20 protein-coding genes are annotated in these 23,389 nt (G+C 59.6%); 19 read left to right on the forward strand and 1 reads right to left on the reverse strand.

The features are described from left to right. Window positions 1-401: 401 nt before the first annotated feature. The gene (locus H6F75_RS28790; RefSeq protein ID WP_190752930.1) at window positions 402-2,714 is read right to left on the reverse strand and encodes an FAD/NAD(P)-binding protein; all 2,313 of its coding nucleotides are present in this window, start codon (window positions 2,712-2,714) and stop codon (window positions 402-404) included. 163 nt (window positions 2,715-2,877) lie between these two features. Between H6F75_RS28790 and H6F75_RS13165 the strand changes: the two genes are divergently transcribed. The 19 genes from H6F75_RS13165 to H6F75_RS13255 all read left to right on the forward strand — a co-directional run bounded on the left by H6F75_RS13165 (window position 2,878) and on the right by H6F75_RS13255 (window position 23,377). Continuing rightward, complete coding sequence (locus H6F75_RS13165; protein ID WP_190752931.1) at window positions 2,878-3,795, forward strand: TauD/TfdA family dioxygenase; 918 nt, start codon at window positions 2,878-2,880, stop codon at window positions 3,793-3,795. Window positions 3,796-3,996: 201 nt separating this feature from the next. Further along, the gene (locus H6F75_RS13170; protein ID WP_190752932.1) at window positions 3,997-4,191 is read left to right on the forward strand and encodes a DUF2795 domain-containing protein; all 195 of its coding nucleotides are present in this window, start codon (window positions 3,997-3,999) and stop codon (window positions 4,189-4,191) included. Between the two features lie 176 nt (window positions 4,192-4,367). Then, window positions 4,368-6,011, forward strand: coding sequence for a RecQ family ATP-dependent DNA helicase (locus tag H6F75_RS13175; RefSeq protein WP_190752933.1), 1,644 nt, complete (start codon window positions 4,368-4,370; stop codon window positions 6,009-6,011). A gap of 144 nt (window positions 6,012-6,155) precedes the next feature. Then, on the forward strand, window positions 6,156-6,932 hold the full coding sequence (locus tag H6F75_RS13180; protein WP_190752934.1) for a class II glutamine amidotransferase: 777 nt from the start codon (window positions 6,156-6,158) through the stop codon (window positions 6,930-6,932). Between the two features lie 398 nt (window positions 6,933-7,330). Beyond that, window positions 7,331-8,404, forward strand: a complete 1,074-nt coding sequence (locus H6F75_RS13185) for a sulfonate ABC transporter substrate-binding protein (RefSeq protein WP_190752935.1) — start codon at window positions 7,331-7,333, stop codon at window positions 8,402-8,404. A gap of 35 nt (window positions 8,405-8,439) precedes the next feature. Continuing rightward, the gene (locus tag H6F75_RS13190; protein WP_190752936.1) at window positions 8,440-9,552 is read left to right on the forward strand and encodes a sulfonate ABC transporter substrate-binding protein; all 1,113 of its coding nucleotides are present in this window, start codon (window positions 8,440-8,442) and stop codon (window positions 9,550-9,552) included. 123 nt (window positions 9,553-9,675) lie between these two features. Next, the gene (gene ssuD, locus H6F75_RS13195; protein ID WP_190752937.1) at window positions 9,676-10,818 is read left to right on the forward strand and encodes an FMNH2-dependent alkanesulfonate monooxygenase; all 1,143 of its coding nucleotides are present in this window, start codon (window positions 9,676-9,678) and stop codon (window positions 10,816-10,818) included. Between the two features lie 130 nt (window positions 10,819-10,948). Further along, window positions 10,949-12,133, forward strand: coding sequence for an acyl-CoA dehydrogenase family protein (locus H6F75_RS13200; RefSeq protein WP_190752938.1), 1,185 nt, complete (start codon window positions 10,949-10,951; stop codon window positions 12,131-12,133). Window positions 12,134-12,179: 46 nt separating this feature from the next. Further along, window positions 12,180-12,779: a peroxidase-related enzyme gene (locus tag H6F75_RS13205; protein ID WP_190752939.1), complete on the forward strand. Its 600-nt coding sequence runs from the start codon at window positions 12,180-12,182 to the stop codon at window positions 12,777-12,779. Between the two features lie 92 nt (window positions 12,780-12,871). After that, window positions 12,872-13,951, forward strand: coding sequence for an aliphatic sulfonate ABC transporter substrate-binding protein (locus tag H6F75_RS13210; RefSeq protein WP_242019970.1), 1,080 nt, complete (start codon window positions 12,872-12,874; stop codon window positions 13,949-13,951). 97 nt (window positions 13,952-14,048) lie between these two features. Further along, window positions 14,049-14,873: an ABC transporter permease subunit gene (locus H6F75_RS13215; RefSeq protein WP_190752940.1), complete on the forward strand. Its 825-nt coding sequence runs from the start codon at window positions 14,049-14,051 to the stop codon at window positions 14,871-14,873. Window positions 14,874-15,040: 167 nt separating this feature from the next. Continuing rightward, window positions 15,041-16,108, forward strand: a complete 1,068-nt coding sequence (locus H6F75_RS13220) for an ABC transporter substrate-binding protein (protein ID WP_190752941.1) — start codon at window positions 15,041-15,043, stop codon at window positions 16,106-16,108. An 11-nt stretch (window positions 16,109-16,119) separates the two neighbouring features. Further along, window positions 16,120-16,956 carry an ABC transporter ATP-binding protein gene (locus H6F75_RS13225; RefSeq protein WP_190752942.1) on the forward strand — a complete coding sequence of 279 codons (837 nt, stop codon included), beginning with the start codon at window positions 16,120-16,122 and terminating at the stop codon, window positions 16,954-16,956. A gap of 161 nt (window positions 16,957-17,117) precedes the next feature. Next, window positions 17,118-17,924: an ABC transporter permease gene (locus H6F75_RS13230; protein ID WP_190752943.1), complete on the forward strand. Its 807-nt coding sequence runs from the start codon at window positions 17,118-17,120 to the stop codon at window positions 17,922-17,924. A gap of 149 nt (window positions 17,925-18,073) precedes the next feature. Continuing rightward, entirely contained in the window at window positions 18,074-18,922 is an 849-nt protein-coding gene (locus tag H6F75_RS13235) for an ABC transporter ATP-binding protein (RefSeq protein WP_242019972.1), read from the forward strand. A 200-nt stretch (window positions 18,923-19,122) separates the two neighbouring features. Continuing rightward, the gene (ssuE, locus tag H6F75_RS13240; RefSeq protein WP_190752944.1) at window positions 19,123-19,671 is read left to right on the forward strand and encodes an NADPH-dependent FMN reductase; all 549 of its coding nucleotides are present in this window, start codon (window positions 19,123-19,125) and stop codon (window positions 19,669-19,671) included. 40 nt (window positions 19,672-19,711) lie between these two features. Next, window positions 19,712-20,911 (forward strand): acyl-CoA dehydrogenase family protein, encoded by a 1,200-nt coding sequence (locus tag H6F75_RS13245; RefSeq protein WP_190752945.1) that lies wholly within the window; start codon window positions 19,712-19,714, stop codon window positions 20,909-20,911. Window positions 20,912-20,942: 31 nt separating this feature from the next. Further along, window positions 20,943-22,322 carry an LLM class flavin-dependent oxidoreductase gene (locus tag H6F75_RS13250; protein ID WP_190752946.1) on the forward strand — a complete coding sequence of 460 codons (1,380 nt, stop codon included), beginning with the start codon at window positions 20,943-20,945 and terminating at the stop codon, window positions 22,320-22,322. Further along, on the forward strand, window positions 22,319-23,377 hold the full coding sequence (locus H6F75_RS13255) for an aliphatic sulfonate ABC transporter substrate-binding protein (protein ID WP_190752947.1): 1,059 nt from the start codon (window positions 22,319-22,321) through the stop codon (window positions 23,375-23,377). Before H6F75_RS13250 ends, H6F75_RS13255 begins: the two co-directional genes overlap by 4 nt. Window positions 23,378-23,389: the final 12 nt, after the last annotated feature.

The following is a 23,389-nucleotide window of genomic DNA, read 5'->3' on the forward strand; positions in this document are numbered from 1 at the left end:
TGACTGAACTGTCTCAGCTAGGCTCGTGCAAAATTAGGCATACTAAATGCCCAGCAAAGCCTAGCGTGCCGACTTTAGCCTGCACTTATATTGATTGTCAGACAAAGCCTGTGAAATAAACGCAGCAACTCTTCGCCAACTCTGATTAGCAAAGGCTGCTCGCAAAACCAACCTGAGTTATTTATATAGCAAATTAGAAGGTTACTTTGTTACAAAAAATTTAGCGATCACCGTTGTTTCTGCAACTACAAAAAATCCTCCAAATCGTCATTTATTTGTTTCTGCAATCACAATTAATTGATCTTTTACCTACTAGCTATAGGGTGCTTTGTAAGGCTTGGTAACAATTGTTGTTGGTGCTACAAGCCTCGACATTGTGTCTGGATGCTTTATCCCAGCGCTCAAATATACATAGCGAAGTAGCTCTCAAAAATTTCGGCATTGGTGGTCAGGTTTTGCTCCGTTTGATCGCGTTCTGCCTGAGCATCTGAGTTGGTTTCTAGATCGTTGGGAGGAATGAAATCGCCGCAGTGCTCGTTAGCGGGCACGGCCTGATTGATCTTTTTGGGATAACTCAGGCCCAGGTGGGCCATCAGAGTGATGAACTGGTCGCGGGTGCGATAGCCCGCAGCTGGCCCTTGACCATCGGTAAACCGGGGATTCAGTCGTCTCTCTTCGCCAATGGTAGAAACCGTACGGCCCTGGTAGTCGTGGGCGGGGTAGACCAGGGTGGTGTCGGGCAGGGTAAAGAGCCGCTGAATCACAGTGTCATAAAGGGTACCGGCATCGCCCGACTGCAGGTCAGTGCGGCCACAGCCGCGAATCAGCAGGGCATCGCCCGTGAGTAGGTGGGTGTTGTTGACCAGGTAGGCCAAGTGATTATTGGTGTGCCCTGGGGTAGCGATCGCCTCTATGCGCACTGCCCCCAGGGTGAGAATTTCACCGTCGGCCAAACTGTGGTCAGCGGAGCGAGCGGCGGCGTTTTGGGGTACTAATACCTGACAACCGGTCTGCTGCCTGAGCTTGCCCGCCCCCGTAATGTGGTCGGCGTGGATGTGGGTTTCGAGGCAGTAGCGCAGGGTCAACCCCAGGTCTTGGAGAATTTGCAGGTCGCGATCGCTCCGCTCCAGCACGGCATCGACTAGGGCGGCTGCTTGGGTTTGGCTATCGGCAATTAAATAGGTGTAGGTGCTTGACTCTGAGTCAAACAACTGGCGAAACACCAGGGTGGACTGGGGCAGCACCGGGGCAGGTTCGCCGCAGTCTTGGGCAAAGGCCACGCGTTGGGGAGTGGCGTAGACCCGAGTGGGCAGCGGACGCACCCGCACCGGCAGCGATTGCAGCACCGTCGAGGCGAGCAGCTGAGCCTGCTCCCGCAGCTCCGGCACGGCAATGGATTCCCAAAGCTGACCCTTGCGGGGGGTGCCGAGGGTGTAAAGCAGGGCAGAACGACGACCCTGGGCATCGAGCACAGCCCCGTCGGCGGTGGTATCGATGCCCAAGCCCAGATCGCAGGGGCGAATGAGCTGCTGCTGGCGCAGGCTGGTGATTAGGGGCTGGAGCGATCGCCGGTAGTCGGCCTGCACCCCCGTGCAGTTGACCACGCGGCTCACCTGGAGCGCCTCCTCCACTTGAGAGCCGCGACGACGAAAGGTAACGGCCACGCCGTCAGGGATGGCTTGGTAACCCAGAATGCGCCCAGCGGCGATCGTCAACTGCCCAAATTGCTGCAGGGTTTTGAGCATCTCGCCAATCGTTGGCGCAATCCGGTGGCGGTGCACATCCCAGTAGGGGCTGAGGTGGCGCAAAAACCGTCGCTGCTCAGGGCGGGGGAGTTGCTGCCAAAGCTCCTGGGTAATGGGGCGCAGCGAGTCGATCACCGATCGCCAGTCGTAGCCGTAGGCCTGGGCCGTTTCTACCTCGCGCCGCAGCCGCTGGGTCAGGCCGCGCAGGGTGGTCGGAGCGGTATCGGGGGTCAAAAAGGCTGGGTAGGACCTGGTTGACTGGTGCGGCAACGGGGCCAGCCCGCGCCGCGACAGGGCGTAGATGGGGCCACGGTGGCGGCGATCGCGCAGCGACACCACCATATCCACCATGGTGAGCCCGGTGCCCACCAGCAGCACCGGCGCCTCGGGGGCCAGGCCATCGAGGGCATTCGCCGCCCAGGCGTGGCGCAGGTAGGCGGGCCCGCCGTCAGCTTCGACCCCTGCCGGAGCATTGCCCATGGCCAGCACCACTCGGTCGGCGGCAAAACTTTGCCCACTGGCCAACGACACTACCGCTCCTTGACCCTGGGGCGCGATCGCCACCGCCTCGTCTTCTACCCGCTCTAGCCGCACATTGCTGGGGGCCGACGCCTCGGCCTCCTCCAGAATGGATTGGATATAGAGGCCAAAAACCTGTCGGGGAATAAAGGTGCTGGCGTCAAAGTCTTCGGGCAAAAAGCCGGTCAAAGCGCTGCGGTTGTAGTTGAGCCAGCGCAGCAGATGGCCTGGTTCATCGGGAAAAGCACTTATCTTCCCTGCCGAAACATTCAACAGGTGGCCGTTGGTTGTGGTGCTGTAGGCCACCCCTTTGCCCACCTCCGAACGACGCTCCACCAGTTTGACAACGAGGGGGCGGTTGGCTGTTTTGAGCAGGTGAGTCGCTACCAGAGACCCGCTAAAGCCAGCCCCAATGATGGCGATCGCAGGAGAAGAATTGGAGAATGACATAGAGCAGCCTATGCAAAATGTAGTTTATTTGCAATTGTAATTCACTTAATTTACGTTCTCTATAGCCTGTGGCATACTCGGTTCGCCGTAACCGCTGATCGTGGCCAATCCGGCCAATTCAATCTGTGGGTGCTAGCGGCGAGTTGTTCACAATCCCCTTGCTATGAGCTTTCTATCTCTCAACCTGCGTCCTATTGCCGGGCGCATTGGCGCTGAAATTTTTGGCCTGGACCTCAGCGAGACCCTCAACGACGACACCATTCAAGCCGTGCGACGGGCCCTAGTAGAGCACAAGGTCATTTTCTTCCGCGACCAGCAGCGGCTCGACTCAGAGGGGCAAATCGCCTTTGCTCGTCGGTTTGGCCCCCTCACCGCCGCCCACCCAACCCTGCCCCCCCTAGAGCAGCGTCCCGAGGTGCTCGACCTGCACTATGGTCAAAACCATCTCTACGCCAACTACTGGCATACCGATGTCACCTTCGTCGATCGCCCACCCCTGGGCTCAATTTTACGGGCGGTAGAATTGCCGCCTGTGGGCGGTGATACCATTTGGGCCAATACGGTCACCGCCTATCAAGATTTGCCTGCACCGCTGCGCGCCTTGGCCGATCAGCTCTGGGCGATTCACAGCAACGCCTACGACTACAGCACTGGGGCCGCGAATCTATCTGACTTTTTTAAGCACAACCGCGCGATATTTGAATCGACGGTGTTTGAAACTCGCCACCCAGTCGTGCGCATTCACCCCGAGTCGGGGGAGCGATCGCTGGTGCTCGGGGGGTTTGTGCGCCGTTTTCAGGGGCTTTCTCAGGCCGAGTCGGAGGATCTGCTGCGCACTCTGCAAAGCTACGTTACCCGCCCAGAAAACACCGTGCGCTGGCAGTGGCGACTGGGCGATGTCGCCTTTTGGGATAACCGGGCCACCCAGCACTATGCGATCGCAGACTACGGCGACTACCCCCGCCGCGTGCAGCGGGTTACCGTGGTTGGCGACCTGCCCATCAGCCCCAGCGGAACCCACAGCACCGCCCTCAAAGGTGATTCTGCGGCCTACAACGGACTGGTGGCCGTCGCGTCCTAGTTGAAAGGAAACCGACAGCATTCAGGCGCGTCAGACCTGCCCAGCTTCGCCTGGGTGACACTGGCGCGCTTAATAATTCCTGCTTTTGCCATCTATGCCGAGCGATGCCATAGCCAGAGGGGAGGTTCTACCTGGGGCAGAGGAAAATCTAGCGTAGCGGGCATTAGGTTGAGGACAGCTGCTACTTAAAGACAGGGAAACATGGCTAAAGTTAATCCGATCCAGGTACAGAAGTTTTTGAAGGGGATAGACTATCCCGCTAGCAAGCAAGACGTGGTCGACCATGCCAAGCAACAGGGGGCCGATGAGAATGTCTGCGCAACCCTAGACCGGCTGTCTGACGAAGAGTTTGAAATCCCGGCTGATGTCAGCAAGGCCATTGGCGAGATTGACTAAAACGCTGTGATCTCAGCCCAACGCGGATCGCAATCGCGTTAGCGGTTGACACAGGCACCAAGGCCTTCTATGACCGTTGCCACTTCGATCAAAAGAAGCTAAAAACAGCAGCTTTGAAGTGGCGATGGCTAGCTAAATAGCGGCTCAACTATTTTTACCAGCAGGTTTCAAGCCGCATGGCTCAACCATCAAAATCGGTGTCTAGGAAAAAGATTCGTCAGACAGCGCAGGCAAAGCTCGGTTATGCAGAGCTGCGAGAGGGGCAAGAGGAGGCGATCGCCGCCCTGATTAAGGGGCACGATGTCTTAGCGGTCATGCCCACCGGGTCGGGTAAATCGGCCATCTACCAGCTAGCGGGGGCAATGATTTCTGGCTGCACCGTCGTGATCTCGCCCCTCGTGGCGCTCCAGCGCGACCAGGTAGACGCGATCGCCGACCAGGAAGTGGGCGAAGCCGCCGCGGTCAACTCTACCCTGAGCGCCTCTCGACGAGAGGCAGCCTTTGAGTCGCTGGCCGACGACGAGCTAGAGTTCATCTTTCTAGCCCCCGAACAGTTCAACAATCCCGAAACCCTAGACCGTTTACGGGCGGCCAAGCCCTCGCTGTTTGTAGTTGACGAAGCTCACTGCATTAGCGAGTGGGGCCACGACTTTCGGCCCGACTACCTCAGACTCGGCGCAATAATCGATGACCTCGGTCACCCCAGGGTATTGGCCCTGACGGCTACGGCTGCCCCGGCGGTGCGAGAAGAAATTGTCAAACACCTGGCCATGCGAGATGCTCAGGTGCTGGTGCAGGGGTTTGACCGACCCAACATTTGGCTAGAGGTGCGGCGCTTTGAAACCGAAGCCGAGAAGACCGAAGCCTTAATCGACCAGGTGGTGCGCGCTAAAAAACCGGGCATTGTCTATGCGGCCACCCGCAAAAACACCGAGGCCCTAGCTGAGGCGCTGGAGGAAGCTGGTGTGGCCGCGATCGCCTACCACGCCGGCATGAAAGCTGGCGATCGCGAGCAGGCCCAGGCCGCTTTTATGAACGACGAGGCCGAGGTCATGGTCGCCACTACCGCCTTTGGCATGGGCATCGACAAGCCCAATGTGCGCTTTGTGATTCACCACAACATTAGCGATTCCGTCGATTCCTACTACCAGGAGATTGGGCGGGCGGGGCGCGATGGTGAAAAAGCCTTTGCGCTGCTGTTCTACTGCCCCGACGACTTAAATATTCGCCGCTTTTTGGCCAGTGGTGGCCAGGTGGATGTGGAGCAGGTGACCCAGGTAGCCACCGTGCTTCAGGAGCAAGATGCCCCGATCAAGCGGCAGGATTTGCAGGCTAAAACCAATCTTTCTCGAACCAAGGTGGCCGCTGCCCTCAGCCATTTAGAGGCGGTGGATACTGTCGAGACCCTACCTACGGGTGAAGTGGTTGCCCGTGAGTTGTCGGACGTGGAGGAAGCCTCTCAGGCTGCTGTTGAGGCCCAAGAGCGGCATCAAAACCACGTGCGATCGCGCCTAGAAATGATGCGCGGCTATGCTGAACTGCGCGACTGCCGCCGCGGATATTTGCTCAACTATTTCGGGGAGACGCGCGATCAGCCCTGCGGCTTTTGCGACAACTGTCAGGCAGGCATCGTGGTCGAAGACGAGGGTGCCTGGCAGCCCTTCGCACTGAATAGTCGCGTGGCTCACCGAACGTGGGGTGAGGGTACTGTGATGCGCTACGAGGGCGATAAGATCGTGATTTTGTTTGATCAAATGGGCTACAAAACCTTGGCTAGGCAGCTGATTAGAGAGTACCGGCTGCTGGAGCAGGTCGATTAGCCCCACCAACACTGCCCCGTTTGCAGCGTCAATTGCACAGGAGGTCAGTGCCATCACAGGGCATCGTTTGTCGATGATGTATCGATCGCAGAGGTAACGGAGGTAGCCTTAGAGCTACTGAAAGACTCGTGAAGATACGTCATTATGTGCCAGCTGTTGGGGATGAATTGCAATGTGCCCACGGATATTTGCTTCTCCTTTGAGGGGTTCTGTGCGCGGGGGGGCAAAACCGACGACCACAAAGACGGCTGGGGCATTGCCTTTTTTGAAGGCCTAGGCTGCCGCGTTTTTCTCGACGACAACCCGTCTAGCTCATCGCCCGTGGCCGCCTTCATTCGGCAATACCCGATCAAATCGATGAATGTGATCGCCCACATTCGTAAGGCCACCATTGGGCCAGTCAAGCTAGAAAACTGCCACCCCTTCAAGCGAGAACTGTGGGGGCGCTACTGGGTGTTTGCCCACAACGGCGACCTGCCGACGCTGCCCTTTGACCACCAGGGCATCTACCGCGCGGTGGGGCAAACTGACAGCGAGCAGGCTTTTTGCCTCATGCTCAACCACATTCGGCAGCGGTTCCCCGATCGCAAGCCCCCCATTCAAGACCTGTACCTGGCCCTGCGAGAGATCACGGCCGCGATCGCCCCCCACGGCATTTTCAACTATCTGTTGTCGGATGGCGAACACTGCTTTGCCCACTGCTCCACCAAGCTCTGCTACATCGTGCGCCAGGCCCCCTTTGCGGCGGCCCACTTGATTGACGAAGACATTACGGTAGATTTTCAAGAGCTGACCACACCCAGCGATCGCGTCGCCGTGATCGCCACCACCTCCCTCACCGATAACGAGGCCTGGACTCCCATCCAGCCCGGTGAAATGCTCGTCTTTCAAGACGGCTTACCGCTTCACCTTGCCCCTTGAGCCGGGATGCTCCTCAATCATCTTCCTGAAGTCGCGCGGCTTCTCGCCGATATAGCATGCGTTCACTAGCTGGGACAGGTGACGTGTCCTAACTAAATCAACGGCGGCAATACATCCACATTCGGCATAGCTCAAGCGCGATAAGCCTCTTGCCAACCATGCCTTTCACCTAAAGGTCTGTACCCATCAGTCCAACCCCTTGACCAAAATATTGAATGAACTTAAATTTCATTTGTAACTGAGTTTACTTGAACTTCATTTAACCCGCATGTCATACTGCGCCAGCAAACAGCGGTATTTCTACCGACTTACCGTAGTTTTCTGGTTTAGTACCGACCTTAAGCAATTGCTGCAAGGTCAGGTCTGTGCCAGGAAGGATCATTTGTGGAGGCACAGCCATGGCACAGCATCGCCCAGCTTGGGGGCTTACTCGGCGACAGTCGCTAAAGTCGTTTGCCTATTTATTTGCCAGCGGCATGGGGCTGAGTGCAGCGGTCACCGCCTGTAGCAGCGACCCCACCACCAGCACTGAACCCCAGGCCACCGCCACCAGCGCCAAGGCCAAGGTGCTGCGCATTGGCCACCAAAAGTTTGACCCATTTATTTTGATTAAAGCGCGGGGCGGACTAGAGGAACGGCTGAAGGCCTTTGGTACGCGCGTCGAGTGGATTGAGTTTCAGTCGGGGCCGCCCCTGCTGGAAGCTCTCAACGTGGGCAGCATCGACATTGGCCGCACCGGCGATGCCCCCCCGGTTTTTGCCCAAGCGGCGGATACGCCCTTTTTCTATGTGGGTAGCGGTGCACCCCGGCCCAAAAGCTCGGCCGTTGTGGTGCAAGCCGATTCGCCGGTGCAAACCCTGGCCGATCTCAAGGGCAAAAAAGTGGGCTTTCAGCGCGGCTCCAGCGGTCACTTTTTGGTGGTGCAGGCGCTGAAAAAAGCCGGGCTGGCCTGGTCAGACATTGAGCCGGTGAACCTCACCCCCGCCGATGCCCGCTCTGCCTTTGAGCAAAACAACATCGATGCCTGGGGCATTTGGGACCCCTTCTACGCGGCTTCAGAAAAGCAGGCAGGGGCGCGCACCCTGACCACCGGGGAAGGGCTAGCCCCTAACCGAGAGTTTTTCCTGGCCTCCAAAGCCTTCGTGGCCGACAACGAAGCACTGCTGGTGGCCCTGCTCGAAGATACCGCTGAAGTTGCCCAGTGGGCCGACAACAGCCCCGCCGAAGTGGTGGAGGTGCTAGCTCCCATTACCGGCCTAGAGCCGGAGATTTTAGATGTGGTCACCCGCCGCCGCAGCTGGATCTTTGACCCGGTGCAGACGGAGGCGATCGCAGAGCAGCAGCGCATTGCCGACGCCTTCTACGAGCTAGAGCTAATTCCCAAAGCGGTGCGCGTGCAAGACGTGATTTGGACCCCCAGCTCAGCGGCCTCGGCCCGGCTAAAGCGCCCTGCTGCCAACCTCCTCGCCTAACTCCCCATCGCCATTCACCAAAGTTGAGCCCATTCATGAATTTTGAAAAGCCGGAGTTTGAAAAAGCTTTGCAGATTGTGCGTCGCTATAACCACTCCCATAGCCAGGCGCAACCCTCAACGCTGCGAGGGTTGGCTTCCCGCCGCCGATTTCTGCGTCAGGGCAGCCTGTTCTTAGGGGGTATGGCCCTGGCCGGTGCAGTGGGAGCTTGCAGCAGCGAGTCTACACCCCAAGCCCAGACTGGGGCGACCCAAGCCGGTGCCGGTGGTGCTGCCCCCGCTGCCACCAAGCAGCTACGGGTGGGCTACCAAAAGTCATCGACCGTGCTGAACCTGCTCAAGAACCAAAAACTCCTCGAAAAGCGCTTTGAGGCCGAGGCCTTCCCCATCACCTGGAACGAGTTTGCCGCTGGCCCCCAAATGCTCGAAGCCCTCAACGTGGGCAGCATTGACGTTGCCTACACGGGTGAAACCCCGCCGATCTTTGCCCAGGCTGCCGACGCTCCCCTGGTCTATGTCGCCTGGGAAGACGTCGGTTCGCTGGCCGAAGCCATCCTCGTGCAGAAAGACTCGCCGATTCAGACCGTCGCCGAGCTGAAGGGCAAAAAGGTGGCCCTCAATAAGGGTTCCAACGTCCACTACCTGCTGGTCAAAGCCTTAGAAGAAGCGGGTTTGCAGTACAGCGACATCGAGACGGCCTACCTGCCCCCCGGCGATGCCCGCTCGGCCTTTGAGCAAAATAGCGTCGATGCCTGGGTGATCTGGGATCCCTTCCAGGGGGCAGCAGAAAAGCAGTTGGGAGCCAGAACTCTGCGCGACGGCAAAGGCATCGCCCGGAATCGAGGCTTCTACCTCGCCACTAAATCCTTTGCTGATAGCCAGCCTGACGTACTCAAGGCGGTTTTAGAAGAGGCCGAAACCATCAGCACCTTTGCCAAAGAAAACCCCGCTGAGGTCTCTAAGTTTTTGTCCAACGAGCTGGGGATTCCCACCGACGTGCTGGATCTGGTGGAAAGTCGGCGCGGCTACGGCATTCAGCCCATCACCGACGAGGTGGTGACCTACCAGCAAGACATCGCTGACACCTTCTATGACCTACAGCTGATACCCAAAGAAATTGATGTATCCACCGTCATTTGGAACGGCTAGGTAATGCCTAACCAAGGCACTAAAGCTTGACGTAGGGCCGATACAGCTCAAACACTGCGCATGCGCTTCTGACTCTCTCCTACGTCTTTTCTCTTCGTTGTTCTCTCTGCGTTTTTCACTGCTATGAGCCTCGACATTCACTGGTTTATACCGACCCACGGCGATGGCCGCTACCTGGGCACCGCTGTGGGGGGTCGCGCCATCACCGCCGACTATCTACAGCAGCTAGCCGGTGCGATCGATCAGTTGGGCTACGCCGGGGCGCTGCTGCCCACCGGCAAATCCTGCGAAGACGCCTGGATTACCGCCGCATCGCTGATTGCCGTCACTAAGCGCATGAAGTTTTTGGTGGCGATTCGCCCCGGCATCAGCTCCCCCGGCATGGCCGCCCGCATGGCCGCAACCTTCGATCGCATCTCCAAGGGCCGACTGCTGGTCAACGTTGTCACCGGCGGCGACCCCTACGAGCTGGCCGCCGATGGCCTGCACCTCGACAAGCAGGGGCGCTACGAACTCACCGATGAGTTTCTCGAAGTGTGGCGCGGCGTCATGCAGCAGCAGGTGGTGGATTTTGAGGGCAAGCACCTGACGGTGAAAGGTTCAAAGCTGCTGTTTCCCCCGGTGCAAGACCCCTATCCGCCGCTGTATTTCGGGGGTTCCTCACCGATCGCAAAAGAAATTGCCGCCAAGCACGTCGACCTGTACCTCACCTGGGGCGAACCCCCCGCCCAGGTGGCCGAAAAAATCGCCGAAGTGCGCCAGCTGGCTGAAGCCCACGGGCGCACCCTGCGCTTCGGCATTCGCCTCCACGTCATCGTGCGCGAAACCACCGCCCAAGCCTGGGATGCCGCCAACGACCTGATTCGCTACCTGGATGACGACACCATCGCCGCCGCCCAAAAAGCCCTGGCCCACGCCGACTCCGAAGGCCAGCGCCGCATGGTCGCCCTCCACGGCGGCCGCCGCGACAGCCTCGAAATTAGCCCCAACCTCTGGGCCGGCGTCGGCCTGGTGCGCGGCGGAGCCGGCACCGCCCTAGTCGGCGACCCCGACACCGTCGCCCAACGCATGCAGGAATACATCGACCTGGGCATCGACACCTTCATCTTCTCCGGCTACCCCCACCTCGAAGAAGCCTACCGCTTCGCCGAACTCGTATTCCCCAAACTGCCCCTGGAGAACCTGCCCACAGCAGCCCCCAGCCGCTACGTCAGCCCGCTCGGCGAAATCATGGCCAACGATAAGGTGCCTGCTCCAGCCAGCTAGGTGGGGAGTGGATGGGTGGATGAGTAGATGAGTGGATGAGTTGCTTACTCGCTTAACCCATCCACCCTCTACCCCCTACCCATCCACCCCCTACTCGCCTACCCATCCACCCCCTAACCCCCTAACCCCCATGCCCGTCCTCGAACGCCTCGACCAATCCAGCATTCTCGCCACCGCTGCGGCCCTGGCTCAGGAGCTAGCGGCCAGTGCCGTGGAGCGCGATCGCACCGCCGGCATTCCCACCCACGAAGTGTCTCGCCTGCGAGACCTCGGCCTGCTGTCCCTGGTTGTGCCCCAGGAATACGGCGGGGCCGGGGCCGATTTAGTCACCCTGTATCAGGTGGTCAAAGAACTCTCCAAGGCCGATGGCTCCATTGGCCAGCTCTACGTCAACCACATCGGTCTCGTCACCCTGGCCCACTCTCTGGGCACCGTGGCGCAAAAAGAGCGCGACTATCGCGGTACCGCCCAGCACCAGTGGTTTTGGGGCAACGCCATCAACACCCGTGACGAGCGGCTCAAGCTCACCCCCGACGGCGAGGGCTTTCGGCTAAATGGCGAAAAGGGGTTTGGCACTGGCATTCCCGCCGCCGAGCGCTGGGTATTTTCGGCGGTGCAGGACAGCGTGGAGCTGCCTCTGTTTTTGGCGATTCCGAGCGATCGCGACGGCGTTACCATCCAAGACGACTGGGACAATGTTGGCCAGCGCCGCACCGCCAGCAACAGCCTCAGTTTCAATAACGTATGGGTGGCACCCGACGAAATCTATGGCCCCGCCCCCGATCCCGAAGGGGCCTTTGCCACCCTGCCCGGCCCCGTGGCCCAGCTTGGCAAAACTCACGTCTACCTGGGCATTGCCGAAGCCGCCCTTGCAGCCGCCCGCCAATATACCCAGGCCAAAAGCCGCCCCTGGATTACCTCTGGAGTCAGCGGCATCACCCTCGACCCCTACGTTCTGCACCACTACGGCGACCTGTGGGTGCAGCTAGAGGCTGCCAACCAGCTCGCCGCCAACGTCGCCCAGCAGGTGCAGGCTGCCTGGGACAAAGGCGACGCCCTCACCCACGAGGAGCGGGGAGAAGTAGCGGTGCGAGTCGGGGCCGCCAAAGCTTTTGCCAGCAAAGTGGGGCTAGAGGTCGCCAACCGCATTTTTGAAGTCACCGGCAGCCGCGCCACCGCCACCGCCTACGGCTTCGATCGCTACTGGCGCGACCTGCGCACCTTCACCCTTCACGACCCCGCCGACTACAAGCTGCGCGACACCGGCAACTGGTTCCTCAACGGCGTCTACCCCACCCCCACCCAATATTCCTAACCCTTACCCCTTACCCCCTACTCCCCACCCCTTCAGGAGAGAACTCATGACTCAATCCCTCACCCCACCCGCCCCAATTCTCGCGAACCCGACCTCCTGGCTAGAGGTGCCCGATGAGTCTAGCCTGCCCGCCGATATTCAGGCGATCTTTGCCGATCAGCGGCAAAAGCTTGGCCTGGTGCATCCCTACTTCAAAGGGTTTTCGCTGATTCCTGACCACCTGCGGCTGTGGTTCAACTATTACAAAGAGCTGATGTATGGCGAGGGCGAACTCTCTGCCAAAGAGCGCGAAATTATTGCCGTAGTCTCCTCCGCCACTAACCACTGCCAGTCCTGCGTCACCACCCACAAGGCGGCGCTGCGAGAAGTGACCGGCGATGCCGCCTTTGCCGACGACCTGGTGACCAATCGCGAAGAGTTAGAGCTGACCCCACGTGAACAAGCCCTGGCCGACTTTGCGGTGACCATTAGCCAGCTCGCCCGCGACCTGGCGCCATCGGAGCTAGAGCCGCTGAGGGCGGTGGGGTTGAGCGATCGCGCCATTCTCGAAGCCGCTGAAATTGCTGCCCAGTTTGGCCTCTCTAACCGACTCACCAAAGCTTTTGGTTGGCAAGTCGGCCCTGAGTATGACCAGCTCTTTCGCTAAGTACCGCAAGTACTGCCGGGAAATCTAGCTATTTTTCAGCCCTGGCATTTTCTAATTTCGCTTTCATGTTTCGACCCAGTATAGGTGTAGCAATGCTTCGGTTCCGTAACCTTCGGTTTTTGTCCCTACAGCGTCCCTTGAGCCGGGTGGGTAGGCGACAGTGGCTGCGAGGCATGTTAGCCATCACTACCGCCTTTTGTGTAGCGGTGCTGAATAGCTGCGCCCAACCCTCCCCCAGCAGCGACGCCGCCAGCTCAGGGACTACTGCTGCCGCCGCGCCCAGCGTAGTGCGAATCGATTTTGCCTACTACAACCCCGTCAGTCTGGTGCTCAAAGCCGAAGGCTGGCTAGAAGAAGACCTGGCCAAAGACAACGTCAAGGTGGAATGGGTGCAGAGCCAGGGCAGCAACAAAGCTCTAGAACTGCTCAACAGCCGCAGCATTGACTTTGGCTCTACCGCCGGGGCCGCTGCCCTGCTGGGCAAAGCCAACGGCAACCCGATCAAGTCAGTCTATATCTACTCCAAACCCGAGTGGACGGCCCTAGTCACCCGTGCCGATACCGGCATCAGCAAAGTCGAAGATTTGAAGGGCAAAAAGGTGGCCGCCACCAAGGGCACCGACCCCCACATTTTCCTGCTGCGCGCCCTCGATCAGGTCGGGCTCTCTGAGAGCGATATCGAAGTCGTGCAGCTGCAGCACGCCGACGGCAGAACAGCCCTAGAGCGCGGCGATGTCGATGCCTGGGCTGGCCTTGACCCCCACATGGCCAAAACCGAGCTAGAGCAGGGTTCTAAACTCTTCTTCCGCAACCCCGACCTCAACACCTATGGCTTTCTCAACGTGCGGGAGGAGTTTGCCAACGCTCACCCCGCCTACGTTGAACGAGTGCTAGCCACCTACGAAAAAGCCCGGCAGTGGTCGCTCGAAAACCCGGCAGAACTCGAATCAATTCTGGCCGAAGCCGCGGGTCTAGAGAAAAACGTGGCCGCCAAACAGCTCGAGCGCACCGACCTGTCAAATAGCGTGATTGGCACCATCCACAAAGACACCATCACCGCCGCCGGAGACGTGCTGAAAAAGAGCGGTGTGGTGCCCGCTAACACGGACGTGAATGCCGTTGTGGATTCCTTAGTCGACCCGCAGTTTATCGAAAAAGTTGCAGCCCGGTAGGAAGAAAGTTTTGAGTTTATGCCTTGAATTAAGCACTCAAAACTAAACACTCAACACTTCTCTCCCCCACCCCCTTACCCATCCACCCCCTACCCCAATGATCTCCCCCGCCTCCCCAACCTCAATCACCTCAGCCCGCTCCACTCGGCGGCGGTGGTTGGCTGGCGACGGCTGGATTTCTCTGGCCTCGGTGGCAACGGTGCTGGGGTTGTGGTGGGTGGCGAGCCACGCGGGCTGGGTGAGTCCGTTGTTTTTGCCGACCCCAGAGGCGGTGTTGAAAGCCTTTGTGGACATTGTGGTGAATGGCTACAAAGGCGTGCCGCTGCTCTTTCACATTTGGGAAAGCCTCTATCGGTTGGGGGTAGCGCTGATTTTGGCGGTGCTGATTGCGGTGCCGCTGGGTATGGCCTGTGGAGCGTTTGACAAACTGCGAGCCGTAGTTGAGCCGCTGATCGAGTTCTATCGCCCCCTGCCGCCCCTGGCCTACTACACCCTGCTGGTAATCTGGCTGGGCATTGAGAATACCTCGAAGATTGCTCTGCTCTTTTTAGCGGCCTTTGCGCCCCTGTTCATCGCGGCGGTGGCGGGAGTGCAGCGAGTGCCTCGCGATCGCATCCTCGGCTCCCAATCTCTGGGGGCCAACCGCTGGCAAATCTTTCGCTACGTAATCTTTCCCTCGGTGCTGCCAGATTTATTCACCGGGCTGCGCACGGCGATCGGCTTTGCCTACACCACCCTGGTCGCCGCCGAAATGGTCGCTGCCGTCTCTGGCATCGGCTGGATGGTGCTCGACGCCAGCAAATTCCTGCGCAGCGATGTCATCTTTGTCGGCATTTTCATCATGGGCGGCATTGCCGTAGCGCTGGACTGGCTGCTGCGCTGGGTGATGCGATCGCACCTGACCTGGGTGGGTAGGGAGTAGGGAGTGGGGAGTAGATGGGTGGATGGGTAGGGAGTAAGTTTTGAATTTTGAATTTTAAGTTTTGAATTTACTCCCCTGCTCCTCACCCATCCACCCCCTACTCCTCACCTATCCACCCTCCTACCCCTCACCCATCCACCCCCTACCCCTCAAAAAGGACACACGCCATGCCCCTCAAACGACGCCATTTTCTCTACGGATTAGCCGGTGTTAGCCTGCCGCTGATTGCGGCAAGCTGCGCGCCCACCACTACCACGGCTCCGGCTGATAGCGCCGCTGATCCGGCGAATGCTGAGGGTAGCTCCGGCGTCGCGGCTCCGGCAACAATTCGCATCGGTTACCAGGTAATTCCCAACGCTGAGCTGTTAGCCAAGGCCCTGGGGCTGACCGAAAAAGCCTTTCCCAGCAGCAAGGTTCAGTATTCCAGCTTTGACTCGGGGCGGGATGTCAACACCGCCTTTGCCGCTAACGGTATTGATTTTGGGCTGGCAGGGTCGGTGCCTGTAGCCGTTGGCATTTCCCAGGGGTTGCCCTACGAGGTGTATTTCATTCACGACGTGATCGGCGATGCCGAGGCGCTAGCGGTGCGCGACGGCATCGCCAGCACAAAGGATTTGGCGGGCAAGAAGGTGGCGGTACCCTTTGGCTCTACCACCCACTTCAGCCTGCTGGCTCTGCTGGAGCAAGACGGCATTGACTCGGCCAGTCTCACGCTGCTCGACCTGCAGCCCCAGGATTTGGTGGCCGCCTGGCAGCGGGGCGACATCGATGCCGCCTACGTGTGGGAGCCCCACCTCACCCGATTGGTCAGCGATGGCGGCCAGGTTCTCATCACCTCCGCCGATTTGGCCGATCGCGGCGTACTCACCGCCGACGTGGGCCTGGTGCACAAAGACTTTGCCCAAAACTATACCGATGCGCTGCGCCAGTACATCGCCGTGCTGGATGAAGCGGTGGAGTTTTACCGCACCAATCCCGATCAGGCGGCTGAGGCCCTAGCCAAAGAACTGGGGCTGACGCCGGAAGAATCGCTGGCCAGCTCCAAGGGCATCATCTGGCTCACCTCCACAGAGCAGGCCGATGCCAAGTTTTTGGGCACTCCCGACCAGCCCGGTGACTTTGCCGATGTGCTGAAAGATTCTGCCGACTTTTTGGTGAAGCAAAAGGCAATTGATCGGGCCGCCGACATCACCACCTTTCAGCAACACCTGCGCAACGACACACTCAAGTCCTAAGGCAACCAACCATGTCGTTCTCTAGCCGCACCGTCAGCCCAGCTACTAGTCAAAGCCCGTCCTTGTCCCAAGATGTCGTCGTTGCTCTGCGGGATATTAACCTACATTTTGGCAACGGTGCTCAGCAGGTCGAGGCCCTACGAAGCATCAACCTCGACCTCGTCGCCGGGGATTTTGTCTGCGTGCTAGGGTCATCGGGCTGCGGCAAGACCTCGCTGCTGCGGGTGCTGGCGGGCTACCAGCCCCCCACCGCCGGGGCGGTTTACATCGACGGCAAATCTCACAGTGCCCCTAATGCTGCAGTGGGAGTCGTGTTTCAGCGACCCAACCTGCTGCCCTGGCTCTCCATTGCCGACAACGTGGGCTTTGGCCCCAAGATGCAGGGCGAACCCGACTTTACGCTCAGACAGCGAGTGGCCCACTATCTTGACCTGGTGGGGCTCTCCGATGCCAGCCAGCGCTTGCCCCACCAGCTCTCTGGGGGGATGCAGCAGCGCGCCGCGATCGCCCGCACCCTAGCCGCCAACCCCCGCGTTGTGCTCATGGATGAACCCTTCGGTGCCCTCGACGCCCTCACCCGTGAATCGATGCAGCTGCACCTGCGCAAAATCTGGCAGCAAACCCAAAAGACCATCTTTTTCATCACCCACGACGTCGAAGAAGCCCTAATTTTGGCCACCCGCATCGTCGTCATGCACGCCCACCCCGGCCGCATCGTCCAGCAAATCCCTAACCCCTTCCGCGACGTGCTCGATCACATGAGCACCACTGAACTGCGCACCATGCCAGAGTTTGTCCGCCTACGGCAGCAGCTCATAGCCGGGATTCACTCGGTAGAAAGTGGGTAAGGAGTGGATAGGGGAAGAAAAAGTTTTAAGCGTTCAATTTTGAGTTTTGAGTTTCAGGTTTAGAGCACGAATTCAAAACTTAAAATTCAAAATTCAAAACTTAAATTGCTACCCCATCACCCCCCACTCATCCACCCTGCCACTCCCCACCCATCCACCCTATGTCCTCCCTCTCTCTCCCCCGCCGCTCGACCAAACCGCACCGCGCCATCCCCCGCTCCCTCCAGGGCTGGCTACTGCCGATCGCGCTAGTGGTGGCTTGGGAACTGCTCTCTCGGCTTGGGCTCGTGGCCCCCAACCTGCTGCCTGCCCCAACCACGGTGTTGCAAACCATCCTGGTCATAGCTCGCAGCGGCGAGCTGTTTCGCCACGTGGGCATTACCCTTTACCGAGTCGTGCTCGGCTTTGGCATTGGCACCCTGGTGGCGACGGTGCTGGGAGCGCTGACTGGCTACTCCCGCACAGCCCATGCCTACCTCGATCCGCTGCTGCAAGCCCTGCGCAACATTCCCTCCATTGCTTGGGTGCCGCTGTTTATTCTCTGGCTGGGCATTTATGAAAGCTCGAAGGTGACGCTGATTGCGGTGGGGGTGTTCTTCCCGGTTTACCTCAACCTGATGAGCGGCATTCAGGGAGTCGATCGCAAGCTGGTAGAAGTCGGCAAAATCTATCGCCTCAGCCAGCTACAGCTCGTCCGCCGGGTATTCCTCCCCGCTACGCTGCCGGCTTACTTAGTCGGGCTCCGCAACGGGCTAGGGCTGGGCTGGATGTTTGTAGTCGCCGCCGAACTCATGGGAGCCAGCCAGGGACTGGGCTACCTGCTGATCGACGGCCAAACCACCGGCCGCCCCGCCGTGATCATCGCCAGCATTGTGCTGTTTGCGCTGCTCGGAAAGCTGACCGATTCCGGGTTGTCGGCGGTGAGTCAGCGGTTGCTGTATTGGCAGGATTCCTATGGTGCGGGGTAGAGGGGTGGGGAGTGGGAGGGTGGATGAGTGGATGGGTGAGGGAGTTACGGGATAGTTCGGCTATTGACGTTTTCACCCTGCTTTCCTAAATGTGTCCAAACTGATTGCGATCGCGCGCCAACCTGGCCACGAATCTAGCCCTTCATCAAATGTTGTCCCTCAACCGGCAACTGCCCAACTCACTCCCCCCTTACCCATCCACCCGCCTACCCATCCACCCATCCACCCGCCTACCCGCCCACCCCCCAATGCTCCACATCGAGAACGTCCATAAGCAATTCGACAACGGCCTACTAGCCCTAGAAGGCATTGATCTAGCGATCAAACCGGGGGAAGTGGTCAGCCTGGTGGGCACCAGCGGGTGCGGCAAAAGTACGCTGCTGCGGATTGTCGCGGGGCTGGAGTTTCCGACCCTGGGAGCAGCGCTGATCGATGGGGAGGTGATTACCGCGCCGCACCCCAAAGTGGGGCTGATCTTTCAGGAGGCCCGGCTGATGCCCTGGCTGACGGTGGCTGAGAATATTCAGTTTGGCCTCAAGGATTTGCCTCGGCTAGAGCAGCAGTGGCGCACGGAGCAGGTGTTGCAGAAGGTGCATCTGACCAACTTTGCGACGGCCCTGCCACGGCAGCTTTCGGGGGGGATGGCGCAGCGGGTGGCGATCGCCCGCGCCCTAGTCACCCAGCCCAGCATTCTGCTGCTCGATGAACCCTTCAGCGCTCTCGATGCCTTTACCCGCACCCAGCTGCAAGACCACCTGCTGGATATTTGGGCGGAAGACCATCCCACCCTGCTGCTGGTTACCCACGACGTCGAAGAGGCGCTGGTGCTGAGCGATCGCATCATCGTGCTGCGGCCCCACCCAGGCCGCATCCACCGCGAGCTGGCGATCGAGCTGCCCCGCCCCCGACGCCGCACCAGCCTGGAGTTTCAGCGGTTGAAGGAGCAGCTGATTGGGGAGCTAGATCTGACGCCGGAACTGGATTTGGTGAAGCGGTGAAGGGGGTAAAGGAGTAGGGGGTGGGGGGTAGGGAGATGAGACAGTTCTAGCGGTTTAGGGTTCAGAGCCCAAGGTATCCGGTTTAAGGCAGGTCACCAACCTGAAACCCTAAACCTTGAACCTTAAACCCCCATTCACCTGTCATCTTTAGCTCGGCAAACTTCTAACGTTCAAAGTCCAAATTTTACTGAGGTTTAACCATGACGAAAATTGTTGCGATCGCCGGTAGCCCGTCCCATCCTTCTCGCTCCTACTCAGTGTTAGAGGAGGCCCAAAAGATTTTGCAGGATCAGGGGGTTGAGCTAGAAATTTTGCTGGTGCGCGACCTGCCCGCCGCTGAGCTGCTGCACGCCAGGTTTGACAGCGAGGTGATCAATGCCGCTACCGCCCAGGTGGTTGCCGCCGATGCCGTAATTATTTCGACCCCCGTCTACAAAGCCGCCTACACGGGCATTCTCAAGGCTTTTCTCGATCTACTGCCCCAGAAGGCGCTGGTGGGCAAGCCGGTTTTGCCGATTGCTACTGGAGGAACCCTGGCGCACCTGCTGGCGATCGACTACGCCCTCAACCCGGTGCTGGGTGTGCTCGGTGCCACCCACATTCTCCAGGGCGTGTATCTGGTCGATACGCAGTTTCAGCGGTTAGAGACGGGCGGCATTGAGTTCAACGACCCAGAGCTAAGAGCGCGCCTGCAAAGTTCGCTGGACGGGCTGGTGCGATCGCTCCCCGCTGTGCTCACGGCCGTCTAGGCGGGCACTACATTGAGTCTGTTGTTCAACATCTTTATCTATGCCGCTGCTCACCTCACCTCAGCTCGACATTCAAGCTAACGCTCACCCTATCGATGCCTGGGTTGACACCCTGGTCGATGAATTCGCCGCCACGGCGGTAGAGCGCGATCGCCAGGGGGGCACCGCCCAGGCCGAGCGCGATCGCCTGCGCCAGAGCAACCTACTGAAGCTGGTAATCCCAGCTCAGTACGGCGGCCTCGGGGCCGATTGGGAAACCGCCCTGCGCATTACCCGCCGCTTTGCCCAGGTGGATAGCTCCATTGCCCACCTGTTTTCGTACCAGCATTTGGGAGTGGTGGCCCCCCAGGTGTTTGGCAACCCCGAGCAGGCGGCCCATTACTATAGCCAAACCGCCCAGCACAACTGGTTTTGGTGCAACGGCTTTAACCCGCTCGATCGCCGGGTGACGCTTACCCCCGATGGGGCAGGCTTTCGCATCAACGGCACCAAGAGCTTTTGCTCGGGCTCCGTCGATTCCGATGTGATTCCGCTCAGCACCGTGCAGGACGGCGTGGAGGGCTTTCGGATTGCGATCGTGCCCACCCAGCGCGAGGGGGTTGAGGTGCAGGGCGACTGGAACAACATGGGCCAGCGGCAAACCGACAGCGGCAGCATTCGCTTTACCAACGTGTGGGTGGACGCCGACGAAATTTTGGCACCCCCCGCAGGCAATGAGGTGTTTCGCACCTTTCGCTCCTGTCTCACCCAAATCACCTTCACCAACATCTATCTGGGGGTGGCCCAGGGGGCATTTGAGGCGGCGCGATCCTACACCCGCAGCCAGACGCGAGCCTGGCCAGGGTCTAAGGTCGAATCGGCCACCGAAGACCCCTACATCCTGCAACACTACGGCGAAATGGCGATCGCCCTGGAAGCCGCCACCCTGCTCACCGATCGCGCCACCGCGCTCGTGCAGGCCGCCTGGGAAAAAGGCTATGCCCTCACCGCCGAAGAACGGGGCGAATGCGCCGTGGCCATCGCTACCGCCAAGGCCTTTGTCACCCAAAACGGCCTAGCTCTGGTCAACAAAATCTTTGATGTCATGGGCACCCGGGCCACTAGCGCCGACTACGGCTTTGACCGCTACTGGCGCAATCTCCGCACCTTTACCCTGCACGACCCGGTCGACTACAAAATTCGCTCGGTGGGCAACTGGGCGCTGAACCGGGAGCTGCCCACCCCCGATTTTTATTCCTAGGAATTCAGCCGGACTCCAGAGTCAAGAACCAATGCGCCAACTCCACCTAGCGGCATTTATGATTGCGGGGCCTGTGGCCCACAGCCACGCGCTGTGGCGGCACCCCCAGTCGCGCTTCGACTTTCTGCGGCCCGAGGCCTATCAGCAAATTGCCCAGGTGTTGGAGCGGGGTAAGTTTGACCTGCTGTTTTTTGCTGATAGGCTGGCGGTGTCTGAGAGCTACGGCCATAGCTTTGAGGTGGGGGTGCGCTACGGCGACCAGGATGCTCTGCGGCTAGATCCTCTACCGCTGCTGGCGGCGATCGCCCCTACCACCCAGAACCTGGGACTGGGGGCCACCGTCTCCACCACCTATGCTCACCCCTACAGCGTGGCCCGCAGCTTTGCCACCCTCGACCACCTCACCCACGGCCGCGTCGCCTGGAACATCGTCACCTCAGTGAACGATGGTGAGGCCCAAAACTTCGGGGTCAAAACCCATCTGGAGCACGACCAGCGCTACGATCGCGCCGATGAGTTTCTAGACGTAGCCTGCCAACTGTGGGAGAGCTGGCAGACCGATACCCTGGTGCTAGACCGGGAGCAGGGCCATTTCGCCGACCCCGACAAGGTGAACTATATCCACCATCAGGGCCAATGGTTTCAGTCGCGGGGGCCGCTTAACGTGCCGCCTGGCCCCCAGGGCAAGCCGGTGCTGATCCAGGCCGGAGCGTCGGGTCGAGGGCGCGAGTTTGCCGCCCGTTGGGCCGAAGTAGTGTTTGCCATTCAGCCCACCCTACCCCAGGCGCAGCAGTTCTATAGCGATCTCAAGGGGCGGGTGCAGGCCCAGGGGCGATCGCCCGACCAGTGCAAAATTTTGCTAGGGGTGATGCCCTTTGTGGGTGAAACGGAGGCAATCGCTCGCCAAAAGCAGGCTGAACACAATAATCTGGTCAACCCCCTGGTGGGCCTATCGACGCTCTCTAACCACCTCAACTACGACTTTTCCCAGCATCCCCTCGACAAGCCCCTGGAGAAGTTAGACATCCAGGGCATGCGCGGCATTTGGGATCTGGTGCAGCACCTCAGCATTGAGGGCACCACCCTGGCAGAGATTGGCCAACGCTACGGGGCTAGCGTCCTCATTCCCCAAATCGTGGGCACCCCCACCCAGATTGCCGACCAGCTCGAAGCCTTATTTCAGGCCAATGCCTGCGACGGGTTCATGGTTTCCCCTGCCTACCTGCCCGGGGCCTTCACCGACTTTGTGGCAGCGGTTGTGCCCGCGTTGCAGCAACGCGGGCTCTTTCGCCAGACCTACAGCGGCAGCACCCTGCGCGATCACCTGAAGCTTCCCAGGATGCCTGCTCCAGCGTTGTCTGCTCCAGAATCCTTTGCTCCAGAGTTTTATACCCCAGGGGTTTCAGTATGAACAGCCATTACCGCCTGCCCGTTTGGCGACAAAAATCTAGCCTCAGAACCCTGGCCGCCGTAGTCGCAGTCGGGCTGGCGATCGGGGGGTGTGCCGCGACTAACACCGCCACCCAGCCCGCATCCACCGCCGATGCAGCCGCTGCCCCCACCAACGCTGCCCCCGAAACCATTCGTATTGGCTACGTGCGCTGGGGGCTACTGCCCATCATCCGCCAGCGGGGCGTATTAGAAGCCGAACTCGCCAAGCAAAACATTCAGGTGGAATGGGTGGGGCCATTCCCCGCCTTTGCCCCGGTGCTCGAAGCCTTTAACGCCAACTCCGTAGACATCAGTGCGGGGGGCGATATTCCCGGTATTTCGGGATTGGTGGGGGGCACGCCGGTCTGTGTGCTGGCCTACCAAGCCCCTATTCCTGAGGCAGAGGCCATCTTGGTCACCGCCGACTCGGCCATCCAGTCGCCCCAAGACCTAGTGGGCAAAAAAGTGGCGGTCAATCGCGGCGGCTGGGGCGAGCACCTGTTACTGCGCGTTTTGACCGACGCCAAGGTTCCCGTTGAGCAGGTCGAGCGGGTCTACCTCGGCCCCACCGATGCCCTACCCGCCGTCACCCAGGGCCATGTCGATGCCTGGTCAGTGTGGGAGCCCAACGTGGCGATCGCCGAAGTCGAGCATGACCTACGCCCCATCGCCTCTGGCGAAGCCGCCTCCCACTACGGCATCTACGTGGTGCACCGAGACACCCTGGCCCAAAAGCCTGCGATCGTTGAGGCTGCTTTTGCCGAAATTGTCAAAGAAGCAGACTGGGCCGCCAACAACCCCGAAGTCGCCGCCAAAGCCTTCGGCGCAGCGGTAGAGCTCGCCACTCCTGTGGTTGATCAACTGGGCACCCGCAAACAGGTGGAAACTATCCACCCTCTCACCGACCAGGTGCTGACTGACCTCCAAGACCGCGCCGACTGGATGTACTCCCAAAAAGCCATCCCTAAAGAACTGGAGGTCAGTGAGGTGCTCTGCCCCACCACGGCAGGTCTAGAGACCTATACCCAACGCTAGCGGGTAAACCCA

The organism is Nodosilinea sp. FACHB-131, from assembly GCF_014695395.1.
Taxonomy (GTDB): domain Bacteria; phylum Cyanobacteriota; class Cyanobacteriia; order Phormidesmidales; family Phormidesmidaceae; genus Nodosilinea.

Bases quoted from the DNA above. Each gene is read 5' to 3' on its own strand.
- H6F75_RS28790 (WP_190752930.1), bottom strand. From the start codon at position 2,714: ATGTCATTCTCCAATTCTTCTCCTGCGATCGCCATCATTGGGGCTGGC.
- H6F75_RS13165 (WP_190752931.1), top strand. From the start codon at position 2,878: ATGAGCTTTCTATCTCTCAACCTGCGTCCTATTGCCGGGCGCATTGGC.
- H6F75_RS13170 (WP_190752932.1), top strand. From the start codon at position 3,997: ATGGCTAAAGTTAATCCGATCCAGGTACAGAAGTTTTTGAAGGGGATA.
- H6F75_RS13175 (WP_190752933.1), top strand. From the start codon at position 4,368: ATGGCTCAACCATCAAAATCGGTGTCTAGGAAAAAGATTCGTCAGACA.
- H6F75_RS13180 (WP_190752934.1), top strand. From the start codon at position 6,156: ATGTGCCAGCTGTTGGGGATGAATTGCAATGTGCCCACGGATATTTGC.
- H6F75_RS13185 (WP_190752935.1), top strand. From the start codon at position 7,331: ATGGCACAGCATCGCCCAGCTTGGGGGCTTACTCGGCGACAGTCGCTA.
- H6F75_RS13190 (WP_190752936.1), top strand. From the start codon at position 8,440: ATGAATTTTGAAAAGCCGGAGTTTGAAAAAGCTTTGCAGATTGTGCGT.
- ssuD (WP_190752937.1), top strand. From the start codon at position 9,676: ATGAGCCTCGACATTCACTGGTTTATACCGACCCACGGCGATGGCCGC.
- H6F75_RS13200 (WP_190752938.1), top strand. From the start codon at position 10,949: ATGCCCGTCCTCGAACGCCTCGACCAATCCAGCATTCTCGCCACCGCT.
- H6F75_RS13205 (WP_190752939.1), top strand. From the start codon at position 12,180: ATGACTCAATCCCTCACCCCACCCGCCCCAATTCTCGCGAACCCGACC.
- H6F75_RS13210 (WP_242019970.1), top strand. From the start codon at position 12,872: ATGCTTCGGTTCCGTAACCTTCGGTTTTTGTCCCTACAGCGTCCCTTG.
- H6F75_RS13215 (WP_190752940.1), top strand. From the start codon at position 14,049: ATGATCTCCCCCGCCTCCCCAACCTCAATCACCTCAGCCCGCTCCACT.
- H6F75_RS13220 (WP_190752941.1), top strand. From the start codon at position 15,041: ATGCCCCTCAAACGACGCCATTTTCTCTACGGATTAGCCGGTGTTAGC.
- H6F75_RS13225 (WP_190752942.1), top strand. From the start codon at position 16,120: ATGTCGTTCTCTAGCCGCACCGTCAGCCCAGCTACTAGTCAAAGCCCG.
- H6F75_RS13230 (WP_190752943.1), top strand. From the start codon at position 17,118: ATGTCCTCCCTCTCTCTCCCCCGCCGCTCGACCAAACCGCACCGCGCC.
- H6F75_RS13235 (WP_242019972.1), top strand. From the start codon at position 18,074: ATGTTGTCCCTCAACCGGCAACTGCCCAACTCACTCCCCCCTTACCCA.
- ssuE (WP_190752944.1), top strand. From the start codon at position 19,123: ATGACGAAAATTGTTGCGATCGCCGGTAGCCCGTCCCATCCTTCTCGC.
- H6F75_RS13245 (WP_190752945.1), top strand. From the start codon at position 19,712: ATGCCGCTGCTCACCTCACCTCAGCTCGACATTCAAGCTAACGCTCAC.
- H6F75_RS13250 (WP_190752946.1), top strand. From the start codon at position 20,943: ATGCGCCAACTCCACCTAGCGGCATTTATGATTGCGGGGCCTGTGGCC.
- H6F75_RS13255 (WP_190752947.1), top strand. From the start codon at position 22,319: ATGAACAGCCATTACCGCCTGCCCGTTTGGCGACAAAAATCTAGCCTC.